This window comes from Myxococcus sp. CA023 (assembly GCF_010998615.1).
Taxonomy (GTDB): Bacteria; Myxococcota; Myxococcia; order Myxococcales; family Myxococcaceae; genus Myxococcus.
The window spans coordinates 145,181-164,095 of sequence record NZ_JAAEAH010000007.1; the positions used below are offsets into that span (position 1 = coordinate 145,181).

General features: G+C 69.9%; 18 protein-coding genes. 7 read left to right on the forward strand and 11 right to left on the reverse strand.

What is annotated here, in order from left to right; genetic code table 11:
- Positions 1-4: 4 nt before the first annotated feature.
- Positions 5-934 carry a YafY family protein gene (locus F8M74_RS04710; RefSeq protein ID WP_011551477.1) on the reverse strand — a complete coding sequence of 310 codons (930 nt, stop codon included), beginning with the start codon at positions 932-934 and terminating at the stop codon, positions 5-7.
- Positions 931-1,953 carry a YafY family protein gene (locus F8M74_RS04715; protein ID WP_141253521.1) on the reverse strand — a complete coding sequence of 341 codons (1,023 nt, stop codon included), beginning with the start codon at positions 1,951-1,953 and terminating at the stop codon, positions 931-933. The genes F8M74_RS04710 and F8M74_RS04715 overlap by 4 nt, the downstream gene beginning before the upstream one ends.
- Positions 1,954-2,266: 313 nt before the next feature.
- On the opposite strand from F8M74_RS04715, the gene F8M74_RS04720 reads away from it, so the two are divergent.
- Positions 2,267-2,737, forward strand: coding sequence for a hypothetical protein (locus F8M74_RS04720; RefSeq protein WP_225888583.1), 471 nt, complete (start codon positions 2,267-2,269; stop codon positions 2,735-2,737).
- Between the two features lie 16 nt (positions 2,738-2,753).
- On the opposite strand, the gene proB is transcribed toward F8M74_RS04720, so the two are convergent.
- Positions 2,754-3,887 (reverse strand): glutamate 5-kinase, encoded by a 1,134-nt coding sequence (gene proB / locus F8M74_RS04725; protein ID WP_141253522.1) that lies wholly within the window; start codon positions 3,885-3,887, stop codon positions 2,754-2,756.
- Between the two features lie 122 nt (positions 3,888-4,009).
- Between proB and hflX the strand changes: the two genes are divergently transcribed.
- Positions 4,010-5,662, forward strand: a complete 1,653-nt coding sequence (gene hflX, locus F8M74_RS04730; protein ID WP_171410459.1) for a GTPase HflX — start codon at positions 4,010-4,012, stop codon at positions 5,660-5,662.
- Positions 5,663-5,709: 47 nt separating this feature from the next.
- Positions 5,710-6,135: a hypothetical protein gene (locus tag F8M74_RS04735; RefSeq protein ID WP_011551472.1), complete on the forward strand. Its 426-nt coding sequence runs from the start codon at positions 5,710-5,712 to the stop codon at positions 6,133-6,135.
- A gap of 7 nt (positions 6,136-6,142) precedes the next feature.
- Here F8M74_RS04735 and F8M74_RS04740 read toward each other — a convergent pair whose 3' ends face one another.
- Both F8M74_RS04740 and F8M74_RS04745 read right to left on the reverse strand, forming a co-directional pair.
- Positions 6,143-7,150 carry an NAD(P)H-dependent glycerol-3-phosphate dehydrogenase gene (locus tag F8M74_RS04740; RefSeq protein WP_141253524.1) on the reverse strand — a complete coding sequence of 336 codons (1,008 nt, stop codon included), beginning with the start codon at positions 7,148-7,150 and terminating at the stop codon, positions 6,143-6,145.
- 11 nt (positions 7,151-7,161) lie between these two features.
- Positions 7,162-8,280 carry a hypothetical protein gene (locus F8M74_RS04745; RefSeq protein ID WP_228560699.1) on the reverse strand — a complete coding sequence of 373 codons (1,119 nt, stop codon included), beginning with the start codon at positions 8,278-8,280 and terminating at the stop codon, positions 7,162-7,164.
- Positions 8,281-8,462: 182 nt separating this feature from the next.
- On the opposite strand from F8M74_RS04745, the gene F8M74_RS04750 reads away from it, so the two are divergent.
- Positions 8,463-9,047: a hypothetical protein gene (locus tag F8M74_RS04750; RefSeq protein ID WP_141253525.1), complete on the forward strand. Its 585-nt coding sequence runs from the start codon at positions 8,463-8,465 to the stop codon at positions 9,045-9,047.
- A 24-nt stretch (positions 9,048-9,071) separates the two neighbouring features.
- Here the strand turns inward: F8M74_RS04750 and F8M74_RS04755 are convergent, their stop codons facing one another.
- On the reverse strand, positions 9,072-11,081 hold the full coding sequence (locus F8M74_RS04755) for a c-type cytochrome (RefSeq protein ID WP_141253526.1): 2,010 nt from the start codon (positions 11,079-11,081) through the stop codon (positions 9,072-9,074).
- Positions 11,082-11,331: 250 nt separating this feature from the next.
- Here F8M74_RS04755 and F8M74_RS04760 point away from each other — a divergent pair, with 250 nt between their 5' ends.
- Entirely contained in the window at positions 11,332-12,861 is a 1,530-nt protein-coding gene (locus tag F8M74_RS04760; RefSeq protein ID WP_141253527.1) for a cell wall metabolism sensor histidine kinase WalK, read from the forward strand.
- The gene (locus F8M74_RS04765; protein WP_011551466.1) at positions 12,858-13,556 is read left to right on the forward strand and encodes a response regulator transcription factor; all 699 of its coding nucleotides are present in this window, start codon (positions 12,858-12,860) and stop codon (positions 13,554-13,556) included. The genes F8M74_RS04760 and F8M74_RS04765 overlap by 4 nt, the downstream gene beginning before the upstream one ends.
- Before the next feature lie 7 nt (positions 13,557-13,563).
- On the opposite strand, the gene F8M74_RS04770 is transcribed toward F8M74_RS04765, so the two are convergent.
- The gene (locus tag F8M74_RS04770; RefSeq protein WP_171410458.1) at positions 13,564-14,262 is read right to left on the reverse strand and encodes a bifunctional 2-polyprenyl-6-hydroxyphenol methylase/3-demethylubiquinol 3-O-methyltransferase UbiG; all 699 of its coding nucleotides are present in this window, start codon (positions 14,260-14,262) and stop codon (positions 13,564-13,566) included.
- Positions 14,263-14,471: 209 nt separating this feature from the next.
- On the opposite strand from F8M74_RS04770, the gene F8M74_RS04775 reads away from it, so the two are divergent.
- On the forward strand, positions 14,472-16,112 hold the full coding sequence (locus F8M74_RS04775; protein WP_228560703.1) for a hypothetical protein: 1,641 nt from the start codon (positions 14,472-14,474) through the stop codon (positions 16,110-16,112).
- Positions 16,113-16,190: 78 nt separating this feature from the next.
- On the opposite strand, the gene F8M74_RS04780 is transcribed toward F8M74_RS04775, so the two are convergent.
- From F8M74_RS04780 to F8M74_RS04795, 4 genes are all read right to left on the reverse strand, one after another.
- Positions 16,191-16,778: a hypothetical protein gene (locus tag F8M74_RS04780; RefSeq protein WP_141253530.1), complete on the reverse strand. Its 588-nt coding sequence runs from the start codon at positions 16,776-16,778 to the stop codon at positions 16,191-16,193.
- A 129-nt stretch (positions 16,779-16,907) separates the two neighbouring features.
- The gene (locus tag F8M74_RS04785) at positions 16,908-17,897 is read right to left on the reverse strand and encodes a WD40 repeat domain-containing protein (protein WP_141253531.1); all 990 of its coding nucleotides are present in this window, start codon (positions 17,895-17,897) and stop codon (positions 16,908-16,910) included.
- A 9-nt stretch (positions 17,898-17,906) separates the two neighbouring features.
- Complete coding sequence (locus F8M74_RS04790; protein WP_141253532.1) at positions 17,907-18,101, reverse strand: hypothetical protein; 195 nt, start codon at positions 18,099-18,101, stop codon at positions 17,907-17,909.
- A gap of 35 nt (positions 18,102-18,136) precedes the next feature.
- The gene (locus F8M74_RS04795) at positions 18,137-18,718 is read right to left on the reverse strand and encodes a hypothetical protein (RefSeq protein WP_141253533.1); all 582 of its coding nucleotides are present in this window, start codon (positions 18,716-18,718) and stop codon (positions 18,137-18,139) included.
- Positions 18,719-18,915 lie beyond the last annotated feature (197 nt).

Sequence of the window (18,915 nt, forward strand, 5' to 3'; positions counted from 1 at the left end):
GGGGTTACAATCCTACAGATGCCCGCGCCGCTCGGGCAACGGCCGCACGCGCGGAGGCCGGTTCCATGACCTGCGCCTCGCCACCGAAGGACAGGACCCACTGGGTGAGCCAGCGTTCGCTGTCCCCCGCCACCAGCACCTCCACGCCCCCGTCGGCAAGCGGGCGGGCGTCCTGGCCGAAGCGCTCCTTCACATAGGGTGCGGCCACGGGGGAGAAGCGCACGCGCACCGAGGAATCCGTCAGGCCCCGCGCCGGGTTGGGCACGTCCGCCCGGGCGTCCGCGGGCGGCTGGAAGGACACGTCCGTGACGAGGATGTCCTCCATCCGGTCCAGGCGGAACAGGCGCGCGTCCTGCCGGGTGTGGCAGTAGCCCTGCAGATACCACTGCCCCCGGTGGCTGAGCAGCTCGTAGGGGCGCACGGTGCGCGGCTCCGGCGACCGGCCGGGGCTGGCATAGCCGAACGTCACCTCCAGGCGCTCGATGATGGCCCGAGTGAGCGGCCCCAGGGCCTGGGGCGCCTCCGTGGATGCATCAATCTTCCGGTACATCTCCCGGTAGCGTTCGCGGGTGGCGGGCGGCAACACGCGCTCCAGCTTCTGGAGGGCGCTCTGCAACGCGTCCCCCGTGGCCGGCCGCAGCAGCTCCGCCGACGCGGCCAGCGCCGCGGCCTCGCCCGGCGTCAACCGGGGCGGCGCGAACAGGCGCTGGTCCAGGTCCACGTAGACGCGGTCGTTGTCCACGTAGATGTCGATGTAGTCGTCCGGGTTGAAGGGCGGCCGGCCCACGCAGGTGAGCAGGTCCAGCTCCTCCAGCAGGTCCTCGCGGCTGATGTTGAGCGCGCGCGCGAGCGCGTCCACCGTGACGCCGGGGTGCTTGGAGACGTAGGGAACCAGGAACAGCAGGCGGCGGAGCCGCTCGTGGACGTTGCTCATGCGCTCACCTTGTCCAGCGAATCGTCGTGGCACGACACGATGCGCGAGGCCATCTCCCGCAGACGCGCCTGCGCCCGCTCCGGGCCCTCCACGCGGCAGTCCGGCCCCAGCGCCAGGCAGAAGCGCATCAGGCCGTCCACGAACGTCACCGGCAGCCGCGCCCGCACCGCCCCCTCCTCCGCCGGCTCCAGCGTGGCGCCGGGCAACAGGCTCGCGGCCCGCGAGGCGAGCGTGCCCGACAGGTGGAGCACCACCTCCACCTGCTCATGGAAGCGGTGCTGCCACGGGAAGTACGCCACGTGGGCCTCCAGCGAGAAGTCCGCCGGCACCTGGAAGTCCGGCGTGCGCGGGCGCGCCGTGTTCACCTTCAGCTCGCGAATCCGGTGAACGTGGAAGGTCCGCAACTCCTTGCGCAAGTGGCAGTACCCCACCAGCGTCCAGGCGCCGCGGCGCAGCGCCAGGCCATATGGGTCCACCCGCCGCTGCGTGGTGCCGGCCTGCTTGGGGCTGGCATACGTCAGGTCCACCCACTTGCGGGCCGCGCACGCATCCCAGAGCTGCTCCAGGCGCGCGGAGATCTCCTTCTCCTGGCCCTCGTGCACGGAGCCCAGCTCCATGCGCACCCGGGGTGTGGGCAGGGATTGACCGGCGAAGAAGCCGATCTTCCGCAGCGCATGCGCCAGGTCATCCCGGCCCGGGAAGGCCCCCGACGCCAGCGCCGCGGAGCCGGCGGCGTAGAGCACGGCCAGCTCCTCCTTGGAGAGGTCCGCCTCCGGGAGGTAGTAGGCGTCCCGGTCGACGATGTAGCCGTCCCGGCGCTCGTCGTCTCCCTGCACGTACGTCAGCGGAAAGCCCAGCTCCACCAGCTCCGCCTTGTCGCGCTCGAACTTGCGCTCGGCGGCATCATCGGAGCCGCCGTAGTCACCAGGGAAGTGCTCGCGCAGCTCGGCCCAGGAGATGGGCTCGCGTGCGTCGAGCAGAAGGGCCACGAGGTCGAGGATGCGTTCAGTGCGGTCCATTGGAAAGGTCGGCGACGATGCCGGGCGGACCCGAGAGGGTCAAGAAGTGGACGTGTGGGTGGGGAAACAGGTGAGAGGGCCGCTCGCGTCCGGCGAGATAGCCGGACACGACTGAACAAACAAGCAGGTAATCACCTGTACGCACGGCTGTACTCATTGCGGCTGGCAAGGACTTGGGCGGGGGGCTCGCACTGCGGGCATGATCTGGGTTATTGCTGCTCCATTCCGTGGAAGTGGAAGCGACGTGGACAGGCCTGCCTGTCCGGATGCCGCACGGCCGAAGCGGCGAGCGGAGCCTCCGAAGGGACTCACGATGAGCGGCATCACCCTCGTCCGTAATGTGGTGGCCGGGTTGGCGATGTTCGTGGGCTTCACGAGCATGGCCGCGCCTGCGCCCGTGCGCGCGGAGCCCCTCTACTTCGCCGTCGAGGTCCGCCGTGACGGGCGGCTGGTGGCCCAGCCCAAGCTGTTGGGCGAGACGGGCCGCACCCTTCGCGCCGAGCGCCGCCGTCCAGGTGCGCCCCTGCCCGACTACCGGCTGGTCCTCACGCCCAAGGCCGAAGGCCAGTCCTTCCTCCTCCAGCTCGACCTGCTCCTGCCCGAGGCGAAGGGCCACTCCGAGTTGGCGCTGCTCCACGGCCAGGAGCGCAAGCTACAGCTTGGCCGCGTCCCCGGAGAGCTCGAGGTCTCCCTGCTGCTGATGAAGGTGGACTCGCCGGAGTTCCGCGCGCTCATGCAGTTGGGCGAAAGCGGCGGCAAGTCGCTGTCCACCTCGTCCATCTGACCGGCGCCCTGCCTGGCTACAGTACGGCCAGGTCGTCGCGGTGCACGGCCTCGTCGAGGTAGCGGTAGCCCAGCACCGCTTCGATGTCCGCAGTGCGATGTCCGGCGATGCGTCGCAGCTCGTTGGCGTCGTAGGCCGCCAGCCCCCGCGCGAACACGGACCCCTCCGCGTCCACCAGGTCCACCGGGTCTCCGCGCCCGAAGTCACCCTCCACGCCGCGCACGCCGCTTGGCAGCAGGCTGCGCTTGCCGGTGACAATGGCCTCGCGCGCGCCGGCATCCACCGTGAGCGTCCCGCGTGCGCGCAGGGCATGGGCAATCCACGCGGCGCGGGCACTGCGGCGGCTGCCGGCAGGCTCGAAGTGGGTCCCCACGTCCGCCCCTTCCAGGACGGCGCGCAGGCGACCGGGCACGGCGCCGGACGTAATCACGCAGTGGATGCCGGAATCAGACGCGCGCGCGGCCGCCCGCACCTTGGTGCTCATGCCGCCCGTCCCCACCCCGCTGCTCGTGCCGGTGGCGAGCGCCAGGACCTCGGGCGTCACCTGCATCACCGTGGCCAGCAGCTCCGCGCCCGCGTCGCGCCGGGGGTCTCCGGTGTAGAGGCCCTCCACATCCGACAGCAGGACGAGCGCGTCAGCATCCACCACGCCGGCCACCAGCCCCGCCAGCGTGTCGTTGTCACCGAACTTCAGCTCGTCCACGGAGACGGTGTCGTTCTCGTTGATGACGGGGACGACGCCCGCCGACAGCAACCGCTCCAGGGTGTGCTTCACGTTGAGGTAGCGGCGGCGCTCCTGCACGTCCTCGTGGGTAAGCAGCACCTGGGCCACTGCCTTCCCACGCGCGGCGAAGGCCTCTTCGTAGGCCTGCATCAGCCGGCTCTGCCCCACCGCCGCGCACGCCTGCTTGCCTGGAATGTCGCGAGGGCGCGAGGGCAGGCCCAGCCGCTCGACCCCCAGGGCAATGGCCCCGCTGGACACCACCACCAGCTCGCGGCCCTGCGCGGCCCACAACAAATCCTGGCCCAGCGCATCGAAGTGCTGACGGTTGAAACGTCCGGTGACGTTCGTCAGTGCGTTGGTGCCGATTTTCACCACCACCCGCCGGGCGGAGCGTAGGGCGGTGCGTCCCGTGGCAATCGAACTCACGGGGCGTCAGCGTAGGTCAGAAATGGAAGGCGCGCGCGTCCGGCGTGTTTTCCCCACAGCGGCAGTCATAAAGTCGTACGGAAAAGGTGGGGGCCCCAATGCCTCCGCCAGGAGAGCACGGTTTGAAGGAAATCTACGGCAACACCCTGGGCCTCAAGTCGAGCGAACAGCACCGGTTGCGCAACACCTTCCGCCGGCGCGTCCCACCGCACGAAATCGTGTCGCCCGAGCTTGCCCGGCATCTCACCGAGCTGTCGCGTGAGATGAACCGGCAGGTGGGTGTGCTCGTCAACCGGAAGGGCGAAATCGAGCACGTCATCGTGGGCAGCGCCCATAAGCTCGAGCTGCCGGACATTGGCCGCGCCCGCGCGGGCCAGGTGCGTCTGCGTGGCCTCCGCCTGGTCCACACCCACTTGAAGAGCGAGCCGCTCACCAAGGACGACCTCACGGACCTCGCGCTGCTGCGCCTGGACTGCGTGGCGGCCGTTGGCGTGGGCCACGACGGCCTGCCCGGCGTCCTGCACTACGCCTACCTCATCCCGGAGAACGGCTCCGGCGACTTCTGGCACGTCGAGACGCTGCCCTCCGTCCACGTGGCGCAGCCCGACCTCATGGACACGCTGGGCGCGCTGGAGGAGGAGTTCAACCGCAAGGCGGCGTCGCGCAAGGTGGGCGGCCGGGAGAAGGCCATCCTCGTGGCGGTGTGCCTGGACGGCAACCGCGCCCTGGCCGAGTCCAGCCTGGCGGAGCTGAAGGAGCTGGCGCGCACCGCGGGCGTGGAGGTCATCGACTCCGTGCTCCAGGTGAAGCGCGAGGCGGACCCGCGCTACCTCATCGGCCGCGGCAAGCTGGAGGACCTCAACCTGCGCTCCATGCAGTCCATGGTGGACCTGCTCATCTTCGACAAGGACCTCACCCCGTCCCAGGGGCGCCACATCGGCGAGGCCACCAGCCTCAAAATCCTGGACCGCTCACAGCTCATCCTCGACATCTTCGCGCAGCGCGCGCAGAGCGCGGAGGGCAAGCTCCAGGTGGAGCTGGCGCAGCTGAAGTACCGGCTGCCGCGGCTGGTGCAGAGCGACGATTCGCTCAGCCGGCTCATGGGCGGCATTGGCGGACGTGGCCCTGGTGAGACGAAGCTGGAGATCGACCGCCGCCGCGTGCGCGAACGAATCACCCACCTGGAGAAGCGCATCGACGCGATTGGCCGGGAGCGCAGCGTGCGCCGGGCCCAGCGCAACCGGCGCGAGCTGCCCGTCATCTCCATTGTCGGCTACACCAACGCCGGCAAGTCCACGCTCCTCAACGCGATTACGAACGCCGAGGTGCTGGCGGAGAACAAGCTGTTCGCCACGCTGGACCCCACCAGCCGGCGGCTGCGCTTCCCGCAGGAGCGGGAGGTCATCATCACCGACACGGTGGGCTTCATCCGGGACCTGCCCAAGGACCTGGTCGCCGCCTTCCGCGCCACGCTGGAGGAGCTGTACGACGCCAGCCTGCTGCTCCACGTCGTGGACGCGGCGGACCCCGCCCGCGACGAGCAGGTGGAGGCGGTGGAGAACATCCTCGAGTCGCTCGACTTGATGGAGAAGCCGCGCCTCATGGTGTGGAACAAAGCGGACCTGCTTCCGCCGGACGAAGTGGAGGCGCTGCTGCGCACCCGGGGCGGCGTGGCCATCAGCGCTGCGACGCGCGAGGGCCTGGCGACGCTGCTGGCCAAGGCGGACACCACGCTGTTCGCCGAAGGCGCCACCGAGGCCATCGGCGCCGTCTGAGCCCGCGGTTGCCGCGCAGGCACGGCTCCCCGTAGAGTCGGGGGGCCGTGTCGACTCCATCGCTCACACCCCTGCTGCTGGCCCAGGCTGACTACGCGAAGCCTGTGTCCTCTCTGTCTCCGAAGTACTTCGAGCTGCTGGAGCAGAACAGCCACATCATCTACCCAGTCCTGGCGATTCTGACGCTGGTCATCATCGCCGCGGGCGTCCTCCAGGCGTGGCGCACGCAGGACCTAGACGGCCTCCAGAAGAACGAGTTCAAGCGCGCCATCGTCAACGAGCTGCGCCGCAACATCAGCGGCATGCCCGGTGACTTGCTGGCGAAGTCCGTGGGGCTGGACCGGCTCAAGACGAACCGCCTGCTGGAGCAGATGCAGCAGGAGGGCCTGGTGGTGAGCCACACCAACTCCCAGCGGCTCACCGTGTGGCGCGTCCGCGGCGCCACGCCGGACGCCGCGCCGCGCCGCTACTGAAGGCCGCTCAGACGCCCGCCAGCTCCGACTTCGGCTGGCGCGTCATCAGGTCCACCACCGCCGTGCGCGCGCTCTTGCCCTCGTGGGCAATCAGGTACACCTGGTGGCAGATGGGCAGTTCCACGCCCGTCTTGACCTCCAGTTCGTGTGCGCTGCGGGCCGTCTTCACGCCTTCGGCCACTTCCTTCATGTCCGCGAGGATGTCCGGCAGCTTGCGGCCCTTGCCCAGCTCCATGCCCACGTGCCGGTTGCGGCTCAGCTCGCCGGTGCACGTCAGCACCAGGTCGCCCATGCCGGACAGGCCGGAGAGCGTCAGCGGGTTGGCGCCCTTGCGCACCGCCAGGCGCGTAATCTCCGCCAGGCCGCGGGTGATGATGGCCGCGCGCGCGTTGTGGCCCATACCCAGGCCGTCCGCCATGCCGGCGGCAATCGCGATGACGTTCTTCAGCGCGCCGCCGTACTGCACGCCCACCACGTCCGTGGAGGTGTAGCTACGGAACGTCTCCGTCTGCAGCGCCTTCTGGCAGCGCAGCGCCACCTTGTCCCAGTGGGAGGCGATGGTCACCACCGTGGGCATGCGCCGCGCCAGCTCCTTGGCGAAGCTGGGGCCGGACAGCACCGCGAGGTACGGGTGGAACTCCTCCGGCAGGCAGTCCTCCAGGAGTTCCGTCATCGTCAGCAGCGTCCCGTTCTCGATGCCCTTCGACACCGTGACGATGGGGACGTGGCGCGGCAGGTACGCCTGAGCCTTCGCCACCACCTCGCGCGTGGCGTGACTGGGCGTGGCCAGCACCACCAACTCCGAGCCCGCGAGCGCCTCCTGGAGGTCATTCGTGGCGCGCACGCGCTCCGAGATGGGGATGCCCTTCAGGTAGGTGGGGTTCTCGTGCTGGGTGTTGATGGCCTCCACGACGGAGGACTCACGACCCCACAGACGAACCTCCTCGCAATTGACCGCGAGCACGTTCGCCAGGGCGGTACCGAAGGAGCCGGAGCCGATGACACTGCCACGCATGGAAGACCTCGCTAGAAACCCGTCACGACGCCAAAGGTGATGACGGGCATGAAGTCAGTCTCGTCAGGCCGGGTCCGGATGTCCCCGCCAATCGTCAGAGCGTAGGACGTTTTCTCACTCACGGGGATTTCCGCGCCCAACCGCACCGGAAAGGCGCCGGACAGCTCTACGTCAGGGGGCAGGCCGCCCAGCGGCACACCTTGAATGGGCTCGGTGTCCAGCGCCATCAGGTAGCGGACGTCCAGGAACAGTCGCGGCGAGCGGGCGCCCGCGAATTGGAGATTGCCGACGATGCCGGGCAGCACGTTCCAGTTGCGGCGTCCGCTGTAGTAGCGCGCGCCCCGGTCCTCCACGCTCGCGGGCCGCAGGAAGAAGGCGTGGCTGCCCTCCACCGCCATGCCCACGCTCCACCGGGGCCCGCCGTCGAGCACCATCCACCGCGCGCCCACGCGCAGCTCGTTCATCAACCCGTAGGCGCTGTCCACGCCGGCCAGCACGTCCACGCGACGATGGACGCCCACGGCGACTCGCGCGGACACGATGGGGAAGCCCAGGGCCAAGCCCACGGCCATGCCCCCTGCCCCCACCGTCCGAGCGCCGAGCAGGCTCACGCGGTTGGGGACGGGCGGCGGCCTGACGGGGGCTGGCGGCGCGGGGATGGCGGCCTCGTCGACGGGCACCAGCGGCGGAACTTCGGGCAACTGGGGCTGCGTGGCAGCCTCCTCCGCCTCGGGGACAGCGGTGGCGCCCGGAAAGGACTCCCAGGCCGCGTCGTCCGGAGCTTCGTTGCGAGCGGGCGCGGGCACCTGGCCGGGTTGCGCCCAGGAGGTGTCCGGCGCCGGGTTGCGCGGAGGCGCCCCAAGAGGCTCCGCTGGCGCAGAAGCCGCCGCGGGCGCGGTTCCCGACGACACACGTGCCGGTGCCCCGCCGCCAGACGCAGGCGGTCCTGGCTGGGACGGCACGGGTGCTTTCGACGAGCCCGCCGATGGGACACGCCCCTTCGAAGCCTCGGCGCCCGACACCCTCGACTGCGACGGCACGACAGCCGAGCGAGCGACCTCCACCGGACGCGCCTGGACGTCTCCCACCAGGGCAAACACGAGCAAGGGCAAGGAGGGGGCGAAGCGCATGGAGGGAAGCCTCAGCTTAATCCGAAGGGCGTATAAGGCACGAGGCAAGCCCGCCCGCTCGGAGGCCGAACCGGGCCTGCGTCCGGAAGCGGTCAGCGGCATGCGGGAAACGTCGCCGCGCGAGGCATCCTCCGGTCTACCATCCGCGCCGCTTCGGCAGGCGCACACGGGAGTCACACGGGATGAGGGCTGGAGGGCGCGCGGCATTGTTCATGGCACTGGCACTGGCGGCGTGCCGGAGCCGACCCTCGGACACATCCGCGGTGGACGCGGGCACCACAGCGCCCCCTGCCGAGCGCGCGGCGCTCCCCGACTGCGAGGTGCTGCTGCCCGCGGACGACCGCGAGCTGATGCTCCCCGGCTTCACGATGAAGCAGGAGCGCGCCTGCCCGACGTGTGGCCCGCTGTGCAGCTTCCGCTCGGACGCGGAGCCCGGCCTCGCCGTCTCCATCACCTGGGATTGCAACGCCCGCTACGCCCAGTCGGACATCCACGAGTTGATGGCCCCCACCCTCCAGGCCGGCGGCGTGGCGGTGCCCGCGCTCGGCCGTGCCGCGGTGCGGCGCGCGCCCGCCCAGGGCATGTCCCAGGTGCTGGCCTGGGATGACGACACGGACTGCGCGGTCGTCGTCACCTGGCTGGGCGGTGAGACGGAGCGGGCCGTGGAGGTGGCGCGCTCGGCGCTCATCGCCACCACGCCCGCCGTGCTCGACGCGGGGACACCCGGTGCCCAGAAAGAGGACGCGGGGGACTCCGGCGAGCCCTGAGGCCCACCGGACAGCCCCCGTCCCCTACAGCGTGAGCAGGTACGCCACCAGGTCGTCGACCTCGGCGTCGGTGAGCTGCGCCGTCACGCCGTGCTGGTTCGACTCGCGGCCCTGCATCAGCCGGTCCTTCAGCGACACGGCGCTGCCGTCATGCAGGTACGGCGCGGTGCGGGCCAGCCCCAACAGCGACGGCGTGTTGAGCCCCTGCTTGCGCACCACCGGGTCATCCTGGAGCGGCCCCGAGGTGACGAAGGTGCCCACGTCGGCCTGCGTGTTGAGGGTGAAGTGCGCCCCTCCGTGGCAGGTGTCACACGCGGCCTTTCGGAACACGGCCTCGCCGCGGGTCTGCGCGTCGGTGAGGACGTCGGCCCTGTGCGGGTTGTCCGGCGCGGGCAGCACGTCGATGAAGTCGGACAGCTGCGCCACCATGACACCGTCCAGCACCGTCCCACCCATGCGGTGGCGCACCGTCGCGTCGAGGAAGTCCCGCATGGTGGAGAACTCGCCGCTCCAGTGGAACGGCCCCGTCTTCGTCATGCTCCGGCCCGCGAGGCTGGGCGTCTGACGCGGCCCGTCCGGGAAGCCCCAGACGTGGCCGTCCTCGCGGCCATCGGGATGGCAGCTCGCGCACGACGCGCCCACCGACGTACTGGCCATGCGCGAGTCCAGCGCGCTGAAGAACAGCTTGCGGCCCGCCGCCTCGTTGGGCGCCAGCACGTCCCCGGCGATGGGCAGCGGCGCGCCGTCCGTGCGGATGTTGGCGGTGCCACCCGCGCCGTCGTTCACCAGCGTCGTCACCGTGTGGTCGAACGCGTTGTAGACATAGGCCTTGCGCCCATCCCGCGTCATCGCGATGCCGGTGGGGCCGGAGCCCACGCGCACCAACTGGCGCACCGTGCTGCCCAGGCCCGACCTCAGGTCCGAGCCCGAACGGCGCCCCGTGGGGATGATGGCGACGTTGTCCGTCTCCCGGTTCACCACGAAGGCCCACAGGCCCGTCGGGTCCACCACCGCCGCCACCGGCCCCTGGATGGGGTGCGTCGACTCCGGGCTGATGATGGTGGAGGGCGGGAAGTCCGGTGACAGGTCCGGCGGCGGACGGCACCGGTCCAGGTTATCCACCCGGGGCGAGCCCGTGTCCGTGTCGAAGGTGACCAGCCCTGGCGCCACCACGCCGCCCGTGTTGCAGGGCCCACCACCGCCGTAGAGCGAGCCCCCGCTTGGAGGAGTGGGCGTCCCGTCTGGAGACAGCGGGTCCTCCCGCGCCCACATCACCGTCGCCAGCGCGCGCTCTCCATCCGGCGTCACCGCGACGCTCGACATGCTGCGCGGCTGAAAGCGGATGTCCGCGGGCGGAAGCCGCGGCGACAGCCCGTCCGGGGACGCGGCCACGTTGTCCCGGACATTGGCGCGCGCGTACAGGTCCGTCTGCTCACGCACCACGCGGGGCCGGTCCGCGTCCGTCAGGTCCACGGAGACCAGGTCGCCCTGGCGGAAGCGGGTGATGAGCGCGCGCTTGCCGCCCTGCGCCAGCGCGATGCCCCGGGGCTCATCCCCCACCGGCAATTCCCAGCGCACCGACAGCGAGCGCGTATCCACCGCCATCAACGAGCCGTGACTCGACGTCGCCAGCGCGGTGCTGTTCACCACGTACAGCGTGTCCCCGGTGGGCGACACCGACAGGCCCACGGGCTCCACACCCACCGCGATGCGGGCCGCCTCGTTCCAGTCCCCCCGGCGGATGACGGACACGCTGCGCGAGCCGCGATTGGAGACGTAGACGGTGTCGTCCGGCCCCACCGCCACGCGCTCGGGAAGGAGGCCCACCTTCACCTCGCCCACCTTTTCACGACGCGCCGTGTCCACCACGGCGAGGACGCCGTTGTCCGAGTCCACCACGTAGAGAAAGGCGTCATCCCGGCTGAGCGCCACCGAGCCCGACGCCTGGGTCCAGGTCGCCTGGGCATCGCGGTCTTCACACGCCGGAAGCGCGAGCATCGAGGCCAGCACCGTGGCCAGGACCGTCCGTCTCATGGAGGGGTTCCCTTCCTCGCGGCGGCTCGTCCCACCCACCAGACACCGGGCGGCCGCGTCCTGAGCGGGGAAGAAGGCGGCCGGCCCACGTCGCACGCCTGCCCCGCAGCCGCCCATGCTTGCACCAGAACACCCCTGAAGTCGATGACGTCCGCACACACTCCAGGTGAGTGGTGGACACTCCCCTGTCGCGGGCGTGGATGAAACGCCACGAGCATGTAGCGCCGGGTAGGGGTAAAGGAGAGGGGCTGTGTCCCGCACTCCGCCCCGATTCCTCAACTTCCGGCGCACGTTCGCGCTGCTCATCGTCCTGGTGGTGGTGCCATCCGCCGGCCTGTCCGGCTTCGGGGTGGTGGCCATCATCAACGAGCGCGCGGCCGTGGAGAAACGGCTGGAGGCCGCCTGGCGCGGCACGCTGGAGTCGCTGTCGGAGGAACTGCCGGGCATCCTCGCCTCGGCGAGCCTGGAGCCGGTGAATGGCCAACTCCAGTTCATCCTCCCCGACGGGCAGCCCGTGTCGGAGCCGGACGGCGCCTTCCAGTTGGAGGACGGACAGGTCCGCACCCGGGACCCCCAACTGGCGGAGGCGCTCACCACCGTGGTGCCCGAGGCGGGCGGACTGCCCACCGAGCCCACCGTCTTCTCGCTCACCGCGGGCGGTCGCGCGGTGCTGGTGGCCGCCGAGCGACGCGGCAGCGTGGTGCACGGCGTGCGACTGTCGGTGCAGCGGCTGGAGGCCCTGCTGGCCGAGCGCGTGGACCCCCGGGCCGTGTCCAGCGAACCGGTGCGCTTCGCCCTACTGCCCGTGCCCCGGGAGCCCTCCGATGGCGGACTGATGGGGCGGCTGGTGTCCGAGGTGGCGCAGGCGCGCGCTAGCGCCCTGGGGCCCACGGGGTTGGCTGAGCGCGTGCTGTCCTCGCCCCTCCAGGACTTCCGGCTGGTGGTGCTGCCCACCGGCGAGGACCCGGTGGCGCGCGCGTCCACGCGCAACCGCGTGCTGTACGGCGTGCTGCTAGGCCTGTTCTACCTGACGCTCACCTTCGGCGTCGTCTACACCGGCCGCGCGCTCTACCGTGAGGCGCAGCTGTCGCGGATGAAGACGGACTTCGTGTCGCTGGTGAGCCACGAGCTGCGCACACCCCTCACGTCCATCCGCATGTTCATCGAGACCCTGGCCCTGGGGCGGCTGAAGGACCCGGCGCAGATGCAGGAGGTGCTCACCCTGCTGATGCGCGAAACGGAACGCCTGTCCATCTTCGTCGAGCGCGTGCTGGACTGGGCGCGCATCGAAGGCGGGCGCAAGGTGTACCAACGCGAAATCGTGCCGGTGTCGGAGCTCGTGAACGCGGCGGTGGAAGCCTTCCGCACCCAGCGCATGGAGGACGGCGTGGACCTGTCGGTGGAGATGTCAGACGGCTTGCCCGCGCTGGACGTGGACCGGGCCGCGGTGGCCGGCGCGCTGCTCAACCTGCTGCAGAATGCCTACAAGTACAGTGGGCCGGACAACCGCCGCATCACCCTCCAGGTCCGGGGCAGCGGTAAGGGCGTGGACCTGTCGGTGGAGGACAACGGCGTGGGCATTGCTCCGCAGGAGCGCAATCGCATCTTCGAGCGCTTCTATCGCGTGGACAACCTGCTGACGCGCAGGACGGAAGGCAGCGGGCTGGGGCTGGCCATTACCCGGCGCATCATCGAAACCCACGGAGGCCGAATCTCCGTGCAGAGCGAGCCAGGCAAGGGAAGCCGGTTCACCATCCACCTGCCGGCGGGGAAGGCATGAGCGACAAGACGCGGAGCATCCTGGTCGTGGAGGACGACCTGTCCATCCTCACGGGCCTGTCCATGAACCTGCGCTTCGAGGGCTACGAGGTGCTCCAGGCCCAGGATGGCCGCACCGGACTGGCGCGCGCGCTGGACGAGTCGCCGGACCTGGTGGTGCTGGACGTCATGCTGCCGGAGCTCAATGGCTTCGAGGTCCTCAAGGAGCTGCGCCAGCGCGGCCGGGACACGCCCGTCGTCGTGCTCTCCGCCAAGGGCATGGAGACGGACAAGATTGTCGGCCTCAACCTGGGCGCGGACGACTACGTGGTGAAGCCGTTCGGCCTCCAGGAGCTGCTGGCCCGTATCAAGGCCGTGTTGCGCCGGCGCTACCCGTCCGCGGGGGCGGGCTCGCCGCCGCCGGTGACCTTCGGCGACGTGAGCGTGGACATGGCCGCCCGCACGGTGGCACGCGCGAGGACGCCGGTGGAGCTCACCGCGCAGGAGTTCAAGCTGCTGGCGCACTTCCTCGCGCACCCGGGACGCACCTTCACCCGCGAGGAGTTGCTGTCCGGCGCGTGGGGCTACCACTACGAAGGCAGCGCCCGCACCGTGGACAACTTCATGCGCCAGTTGCGCTTGAAGTTCGAGCCCGACCCGGAAGCCCCCCGCCACTTCCTCACCGTGCGCGGACTGGGCTACCGCTTCGAACGCTGACGGGCGCTCACGGTCCGGCGATGCCGATGTGGCGCGAGTCCTCCAGATCGAAGGGCTTGCCGTCGAAGCGGCCGTAGCGCTCGCGCGGCACCAACCCCGCCGCGGTGAGCGCAGCGTCCAGCTCCTCCGGCGTGAAGTGCCGCAGCTTGAGCCGACGGATGGGGCTGGGCCCACCGGGCGCACGCCGCTCGCGCAGGTGGAGGGTGAAGAGCGGGCGGCGAGGCTCCAGGCCGGCGCTGGGCGCCTCGTCGTCTCGGGGGAGCACGGGCTCGCGGGGCGTGTTGAGCACGTCGTAGACGAAGGAGCCATCCGGCGTGAGGTGGTGGCGCACCGTGGCCAGCAACGCCTCCAGGTCGTCCTTTCCCGGCATCAGCCCCAACGCGTGCTGGGGCGCGAGCACCAGTGGGAAGCGCTCGTCCAGACGCAGTGAGCGGAGGTCCGCCACCTGGAAGCGCGCCCTGCGTGAGACGTCCTCGGGTTCCGAGCTCCGCTGTTCCTCGGCGGAGCGAATCATCACCTCCGAGGGGTCCACGCCCACGGCGTCATAGCCATCTCCCGCCAGCGCCCACACCACCCGGCCATTGGCGGCTCCCAACACCAGCACGGGCCCGCCATGCTCGGCCGCCTGACGTGTGTAGAACAGGAGGTCCGGCTCCTGACTGACAAGAGAAAGTGGCATCCGGCCCCGCGCGTCATGACCACCCATTCGACGAAGGAAGTAGCACGAATCCGGCCTCGCCCGGGACAGGCACGTACGCACGCTGGGAAGCGGATTACCCACATCGTGTCCGGCGCCCGACGGACACGCCACGCTTCAGGGCTGCTCGTGCTGGCACCGACCTTGCGAACGAACGGGGATTGAACACGACGACCCACTTCGGGCCGGTCGGCTTTTCAGCAGGGAACGGTGACGAGATGAAGCGCGGATGGGGATGGGCGGGCGCGCTCTTCGTGGCGGGTTGGTTGTGGACGGGCTGTGGCTCGGGAAGTGACACGACGGGCGTCGAGGGCTTGGACGTCCCGCCCTCGGAATTCCCCCAAGCCCCGGAAGGCGATGCAGGCACGCCGGACTCGGGCACGCTGGACTCAGGAACACCAGACGAACCCGACGCGGGAGAACCGGATTCGGGCACGCCGGACGACGACGGTGGCACGCCGGATTCGGGTACGCCGGACGACGACGGTGGCACGCCGGACGGGGGCCCCGTGGAAATGCCACTGCCCACGCCTTCCGCGGCGAACTGGGAGTTCTTCGGCCGCGAGGCGGGCGGCCCCCGCTTCATCCACGGCGTGAGCGCGGACGCCTCCGGTAACATCTGGGTGGCGGGCGGCGAAGAAGGGCTCTTCCTGATGAAGAAGGGTGAGCGCACCTTCCGGCGTTACACGATGGCGGAAGGCCTGCGCCCGTACGGCTACATGCCGGACGGCAGCGCGCCGCCGGGACCGAAGTACCTCAAGGTCATCTCTGTCGCGGGCGCTTGGAACGACACCGTCTTCGTCGGCTACGAGGGCATGCCGGGCGACGGCGCGCTCCACTGCGAGAACAACTGGGACAGCAACGTGCCGGACCCCGCGCGATACAAGAGCGGTGACGCCGACCGTGTCTCACTGCGCGCGGACGGCACGCTCGACGTCGTGCACTACGACATCTTCTCGGGACCGAACGTCGTCAACGCCGAGCTGCGAGGCCGCGAGAAGCTCTGCAACATCTGGCGCATCGCCTATGACGCGAAAACCAACAGCGTCTGGTTTGGCGCCAACCACGGCTTCGCCCGCGGTGATGCGGACTACCGGGGCGACCCGACGTGCAACGGGCAGTTCCACTGCTGGGGCGTGGAGGAGCACTCGCACCCGGGCATCAACGCGTACATCTACACGAACCCCACGGCGGACCGGGCCCAGTACGGAGAGGACCGGAGCCGGTGGAGGGTTCAGCCCGCGCTGCTCACGGATGCGTACTGGGGCCTGGGCGTGCGTCCGGACGGCGACGTCTGGGTCGGCGGCGCCAACCGGACGACGCGCTACTTCTACGGCACCGTCGCGAACGATTTCTGGGAGGGCCAGACGCGGACGGAGTCCCGGGCCTCCGCATGGAACCGCATCGACATCTGGAAGGACGCGGTGGGCGAGGAGAGCTACTCCCGTCCGGAGCAGCGCACGGATGACCTGGTCTCCGGCATCGCCGTCGTGGGCACCTCCGCTTGGGTGGGCTCCTTCGGCCACGGCCTCGCGGAACTGAACGACAGCGGCCAGGTGGTGCGCACGCTGAAGAACGAGCTGGCCGCGCCGCACGTGGCCAGCGTGGCGGCGGACCCGGCCAACGGCAGCATCTGGGCCGGTCATAGCTGGGGCGGCGGCCTCTCCCGTGTCCGGGGCGGCTCCGTCTCCCACTACAGCCTCTCCGTGCTCGGGCGAGAACTGTCCAGCATGCGCGTGCCGGACATCCAGGTGGACCGCTCCGGCCCGCGGCGCCGCATGCTGGTGGCCTTCCAGGGCGCCACGCTCAGCGACGGCACCGTGATGCCGGGCACCATCGGCATCTACTCCGGGGATTGAGCGGTCCTTCAAACGGAACGTGGGCGGCGGCCGGGCTTCTTCACGGGAGCCCGGTCGTCGCCTGTTCGCGGTTCGTGGCTACTTGTACCAGGGGTACGTCAGGTGGGACGGGAGCAGGAAGGCCCAGCCCGCATCGATGATGACCACAGGCCCCTCGCCGGGCCTGCCATAGACTTCCACCGGGACCTTGGTGACACCGTCGTCGTAGGGGTAGGCCATCGGCATGTCCCCGGTTCGCAGACGCACGTCCCGCAGCGCCACGCGATGTTCCTTCACGTTGTACAGCGTGGCCACGAAGCGAACGCGCTCGTCGTCGTCGCTCGGCACTTCCTCGCGCAGCACGGTCATCAGCATCGGGGTCCGCTCATCCGCCTTCACGCTTCGAATGAGCTTCCGCGTGTGGCGCGACCCACGCCAGAGGACCAGCAAGCCCACGATGAGCAGGATGGCGCCCCAGAAGAAGAACGACATGAGCGCCTTCAGCTCGTCCCGTGCGGCGTCCATCACCTGGTCCCACTGGGGCCGCCCAAAGAGCATCGCCACCACCCCCAGGAGGGCCATCACGACGCCTATCCGGCGGGTCGACGACAGGTCCTGTCGCAACAAGGCAAGCAGCGCGTCACGGTTCAACTGCGCGGTCCTCGTCAGGGAGCTCGCGTTCGGCATCGTGCCAGGCCTCCGGAATCAATGCCCAGCGTCCTAAGCCAGTCAGCCTGCCGCCGATAGCGCGCGATGAGCGTTTCGGGGGCTTTCCGGGCCGGGAAAGGCGGGGCGCCACCCTCGCCACCCACGCCGTCAGTCGGCCACGGCCCACAGCCCCACAGTGCCATCCCCCTGCCCCCATGCCACGAAGCGCCCGTCGGGGGAGAAGACAGCATCACTCGTCTGGAGGTCGTCGCCGTCGCTGGCACGGAAGAGGACCTCTCCCGTGTCGAAGTGGTGGAGGGCGAAGCCCCGACCGTCGTGAGCAGCGGCGAGCAGTTGCCCCTCCGAGTGGAAGTCCAGGCTGTAGGCGTAGCCGTAGAATCCCGGAATCGTCCGAACGAGGCGGCGCTCCTCCGCGTGGACGACGGCGACGTTCTCCGTGAGGCCCCCCACGACGAGCAGGGGCTCCCGGGGATGGAACGCGACACTCCAGGCCGTCGACGAATTGAAGGGCATCGTCCACGGCGGCCCTCCCGACGCCACCTCCCACAGCCAGAGGACGCCCCGCTGGTCATCGCTCCACTGCGTGGCGGTCGCCGCGGCGAAGCGGCCATCCGCCGAGAGGGCACACGCGGTGACGGAGAACTCGCCCTCCGGCCACGGCAGCTCTCGAACCGGACGCCAGGCGCGGACATCCCATAGCAGGCCCGCTTCCTCATCCATCACCGCGAGCAGATGGGAGCCATCCCTGGACGCACAGAGCGTGGTGACCGCATGGGGCAGGAACTCCTGGCGCTGGAGAGAGCCATCCCTGGCGGACAGGGCCTTGAGGCTCGGCCGCCAGAGTCCAGAGGGTGACAGTGCCGGAGCGCCGATACAGAGCACCAGCTCCCCCACCGCCACCGCGGGAGCCTCCAGGAGCGGCAACTCAGTGTCCACCACGGGATGGTCTGAGACCGTCCCCAAATCCCACCACCGTAGATGTGCGGGGTGACCGTCCTTTGCGACCAGCACCGCGCCTTGGAAGTCGAAGCCCAGTCGCTGGCCCGAGGAGTAGGAGACGCGCACGGGGCTGAGCTGCCGCACGCGCCTCAGGCGCGCGGCGTTGGCCGGGGTGATGATGGGACGTAGGGAGGTCATTGGCATTCTCTAGAGGCAGATCCCCGTGCCGTGGTCGGGGATGCACTCGAGCAGGATGACGCGCCCATCCATGATGTCGAGCTCGAGGTGATAGTTCATGGAGTACTCGGTGTCCTTGTCCGAGCGAGGCGCAGGGATGGAGCCGCCGCGAAGCTCCAGGCGCACCATCGAGAACGGCGCGACCAGGGCCGCGGCGTCGTACACGTATTGAGCTGCTGCAGCGAGAGGACGGCCGCTTCCTATTTGTACCAGGGGTACGTCAGGTTGGCCGGGAGCAGGAAGCCCCACCCCGCATCAATGACGATGGGCGCTTGGCCGGGCTTGCCATACACCTGCACCGGTACTTGGGTGACACCTTCCTTGTATGGGTACTGCAGCGGTTTGTCCCCCTGGAGGAAATGCACGTTCCGGAGCACCACGCGCTGTTGCTCCGGGCTGTACAGGGTGGCGACGAACAGGAAGTGCTCGTCATCTCCCGGCACTCGCTTGCGCGCCACCGTCATCAGCAACGACGTCCGTTCATCGGACTCCACGCTTCTCACCAACCTCCGCGTGTAGCGGGGCGCCAGCCAGAAGGCGGCCAGACCGATGACAATCAAGAGACTCCCCCAGATGGGGAGCTGGGCGCTGAACGGCCATCGGAACCTTCCGGAATCGAGCGCCCGCTGGAACGATGACGCGCCGTAAAGCACCGCCAACGTCCCCAACGCCACGCCCACGCTGGCCCAGCGGAAGGAGCCCGCGAGGCGCTGTCGCAGCGCATCAATCAATTCGTCACGATTCCCCTGCACGGGCTTCACCTTGGGACGCGCATCCGTCACCACAGAGGACCTCCAGGATCACTGACCCGCGTCCTAAACCGCTCCGCTTCGTGCCGATAGCCTCCGTCGACCGCGCACCGGCCCTGCCGGGCGTGCAACTTCCGCCCGTCGCGGGCCAGCGGACTTCCATGAGCCGCCGTGCGGCGACGCCGGGCTGCCCCGCTCGCCTCCGTCACGCCCCGGGAGCCCGCCCCGCC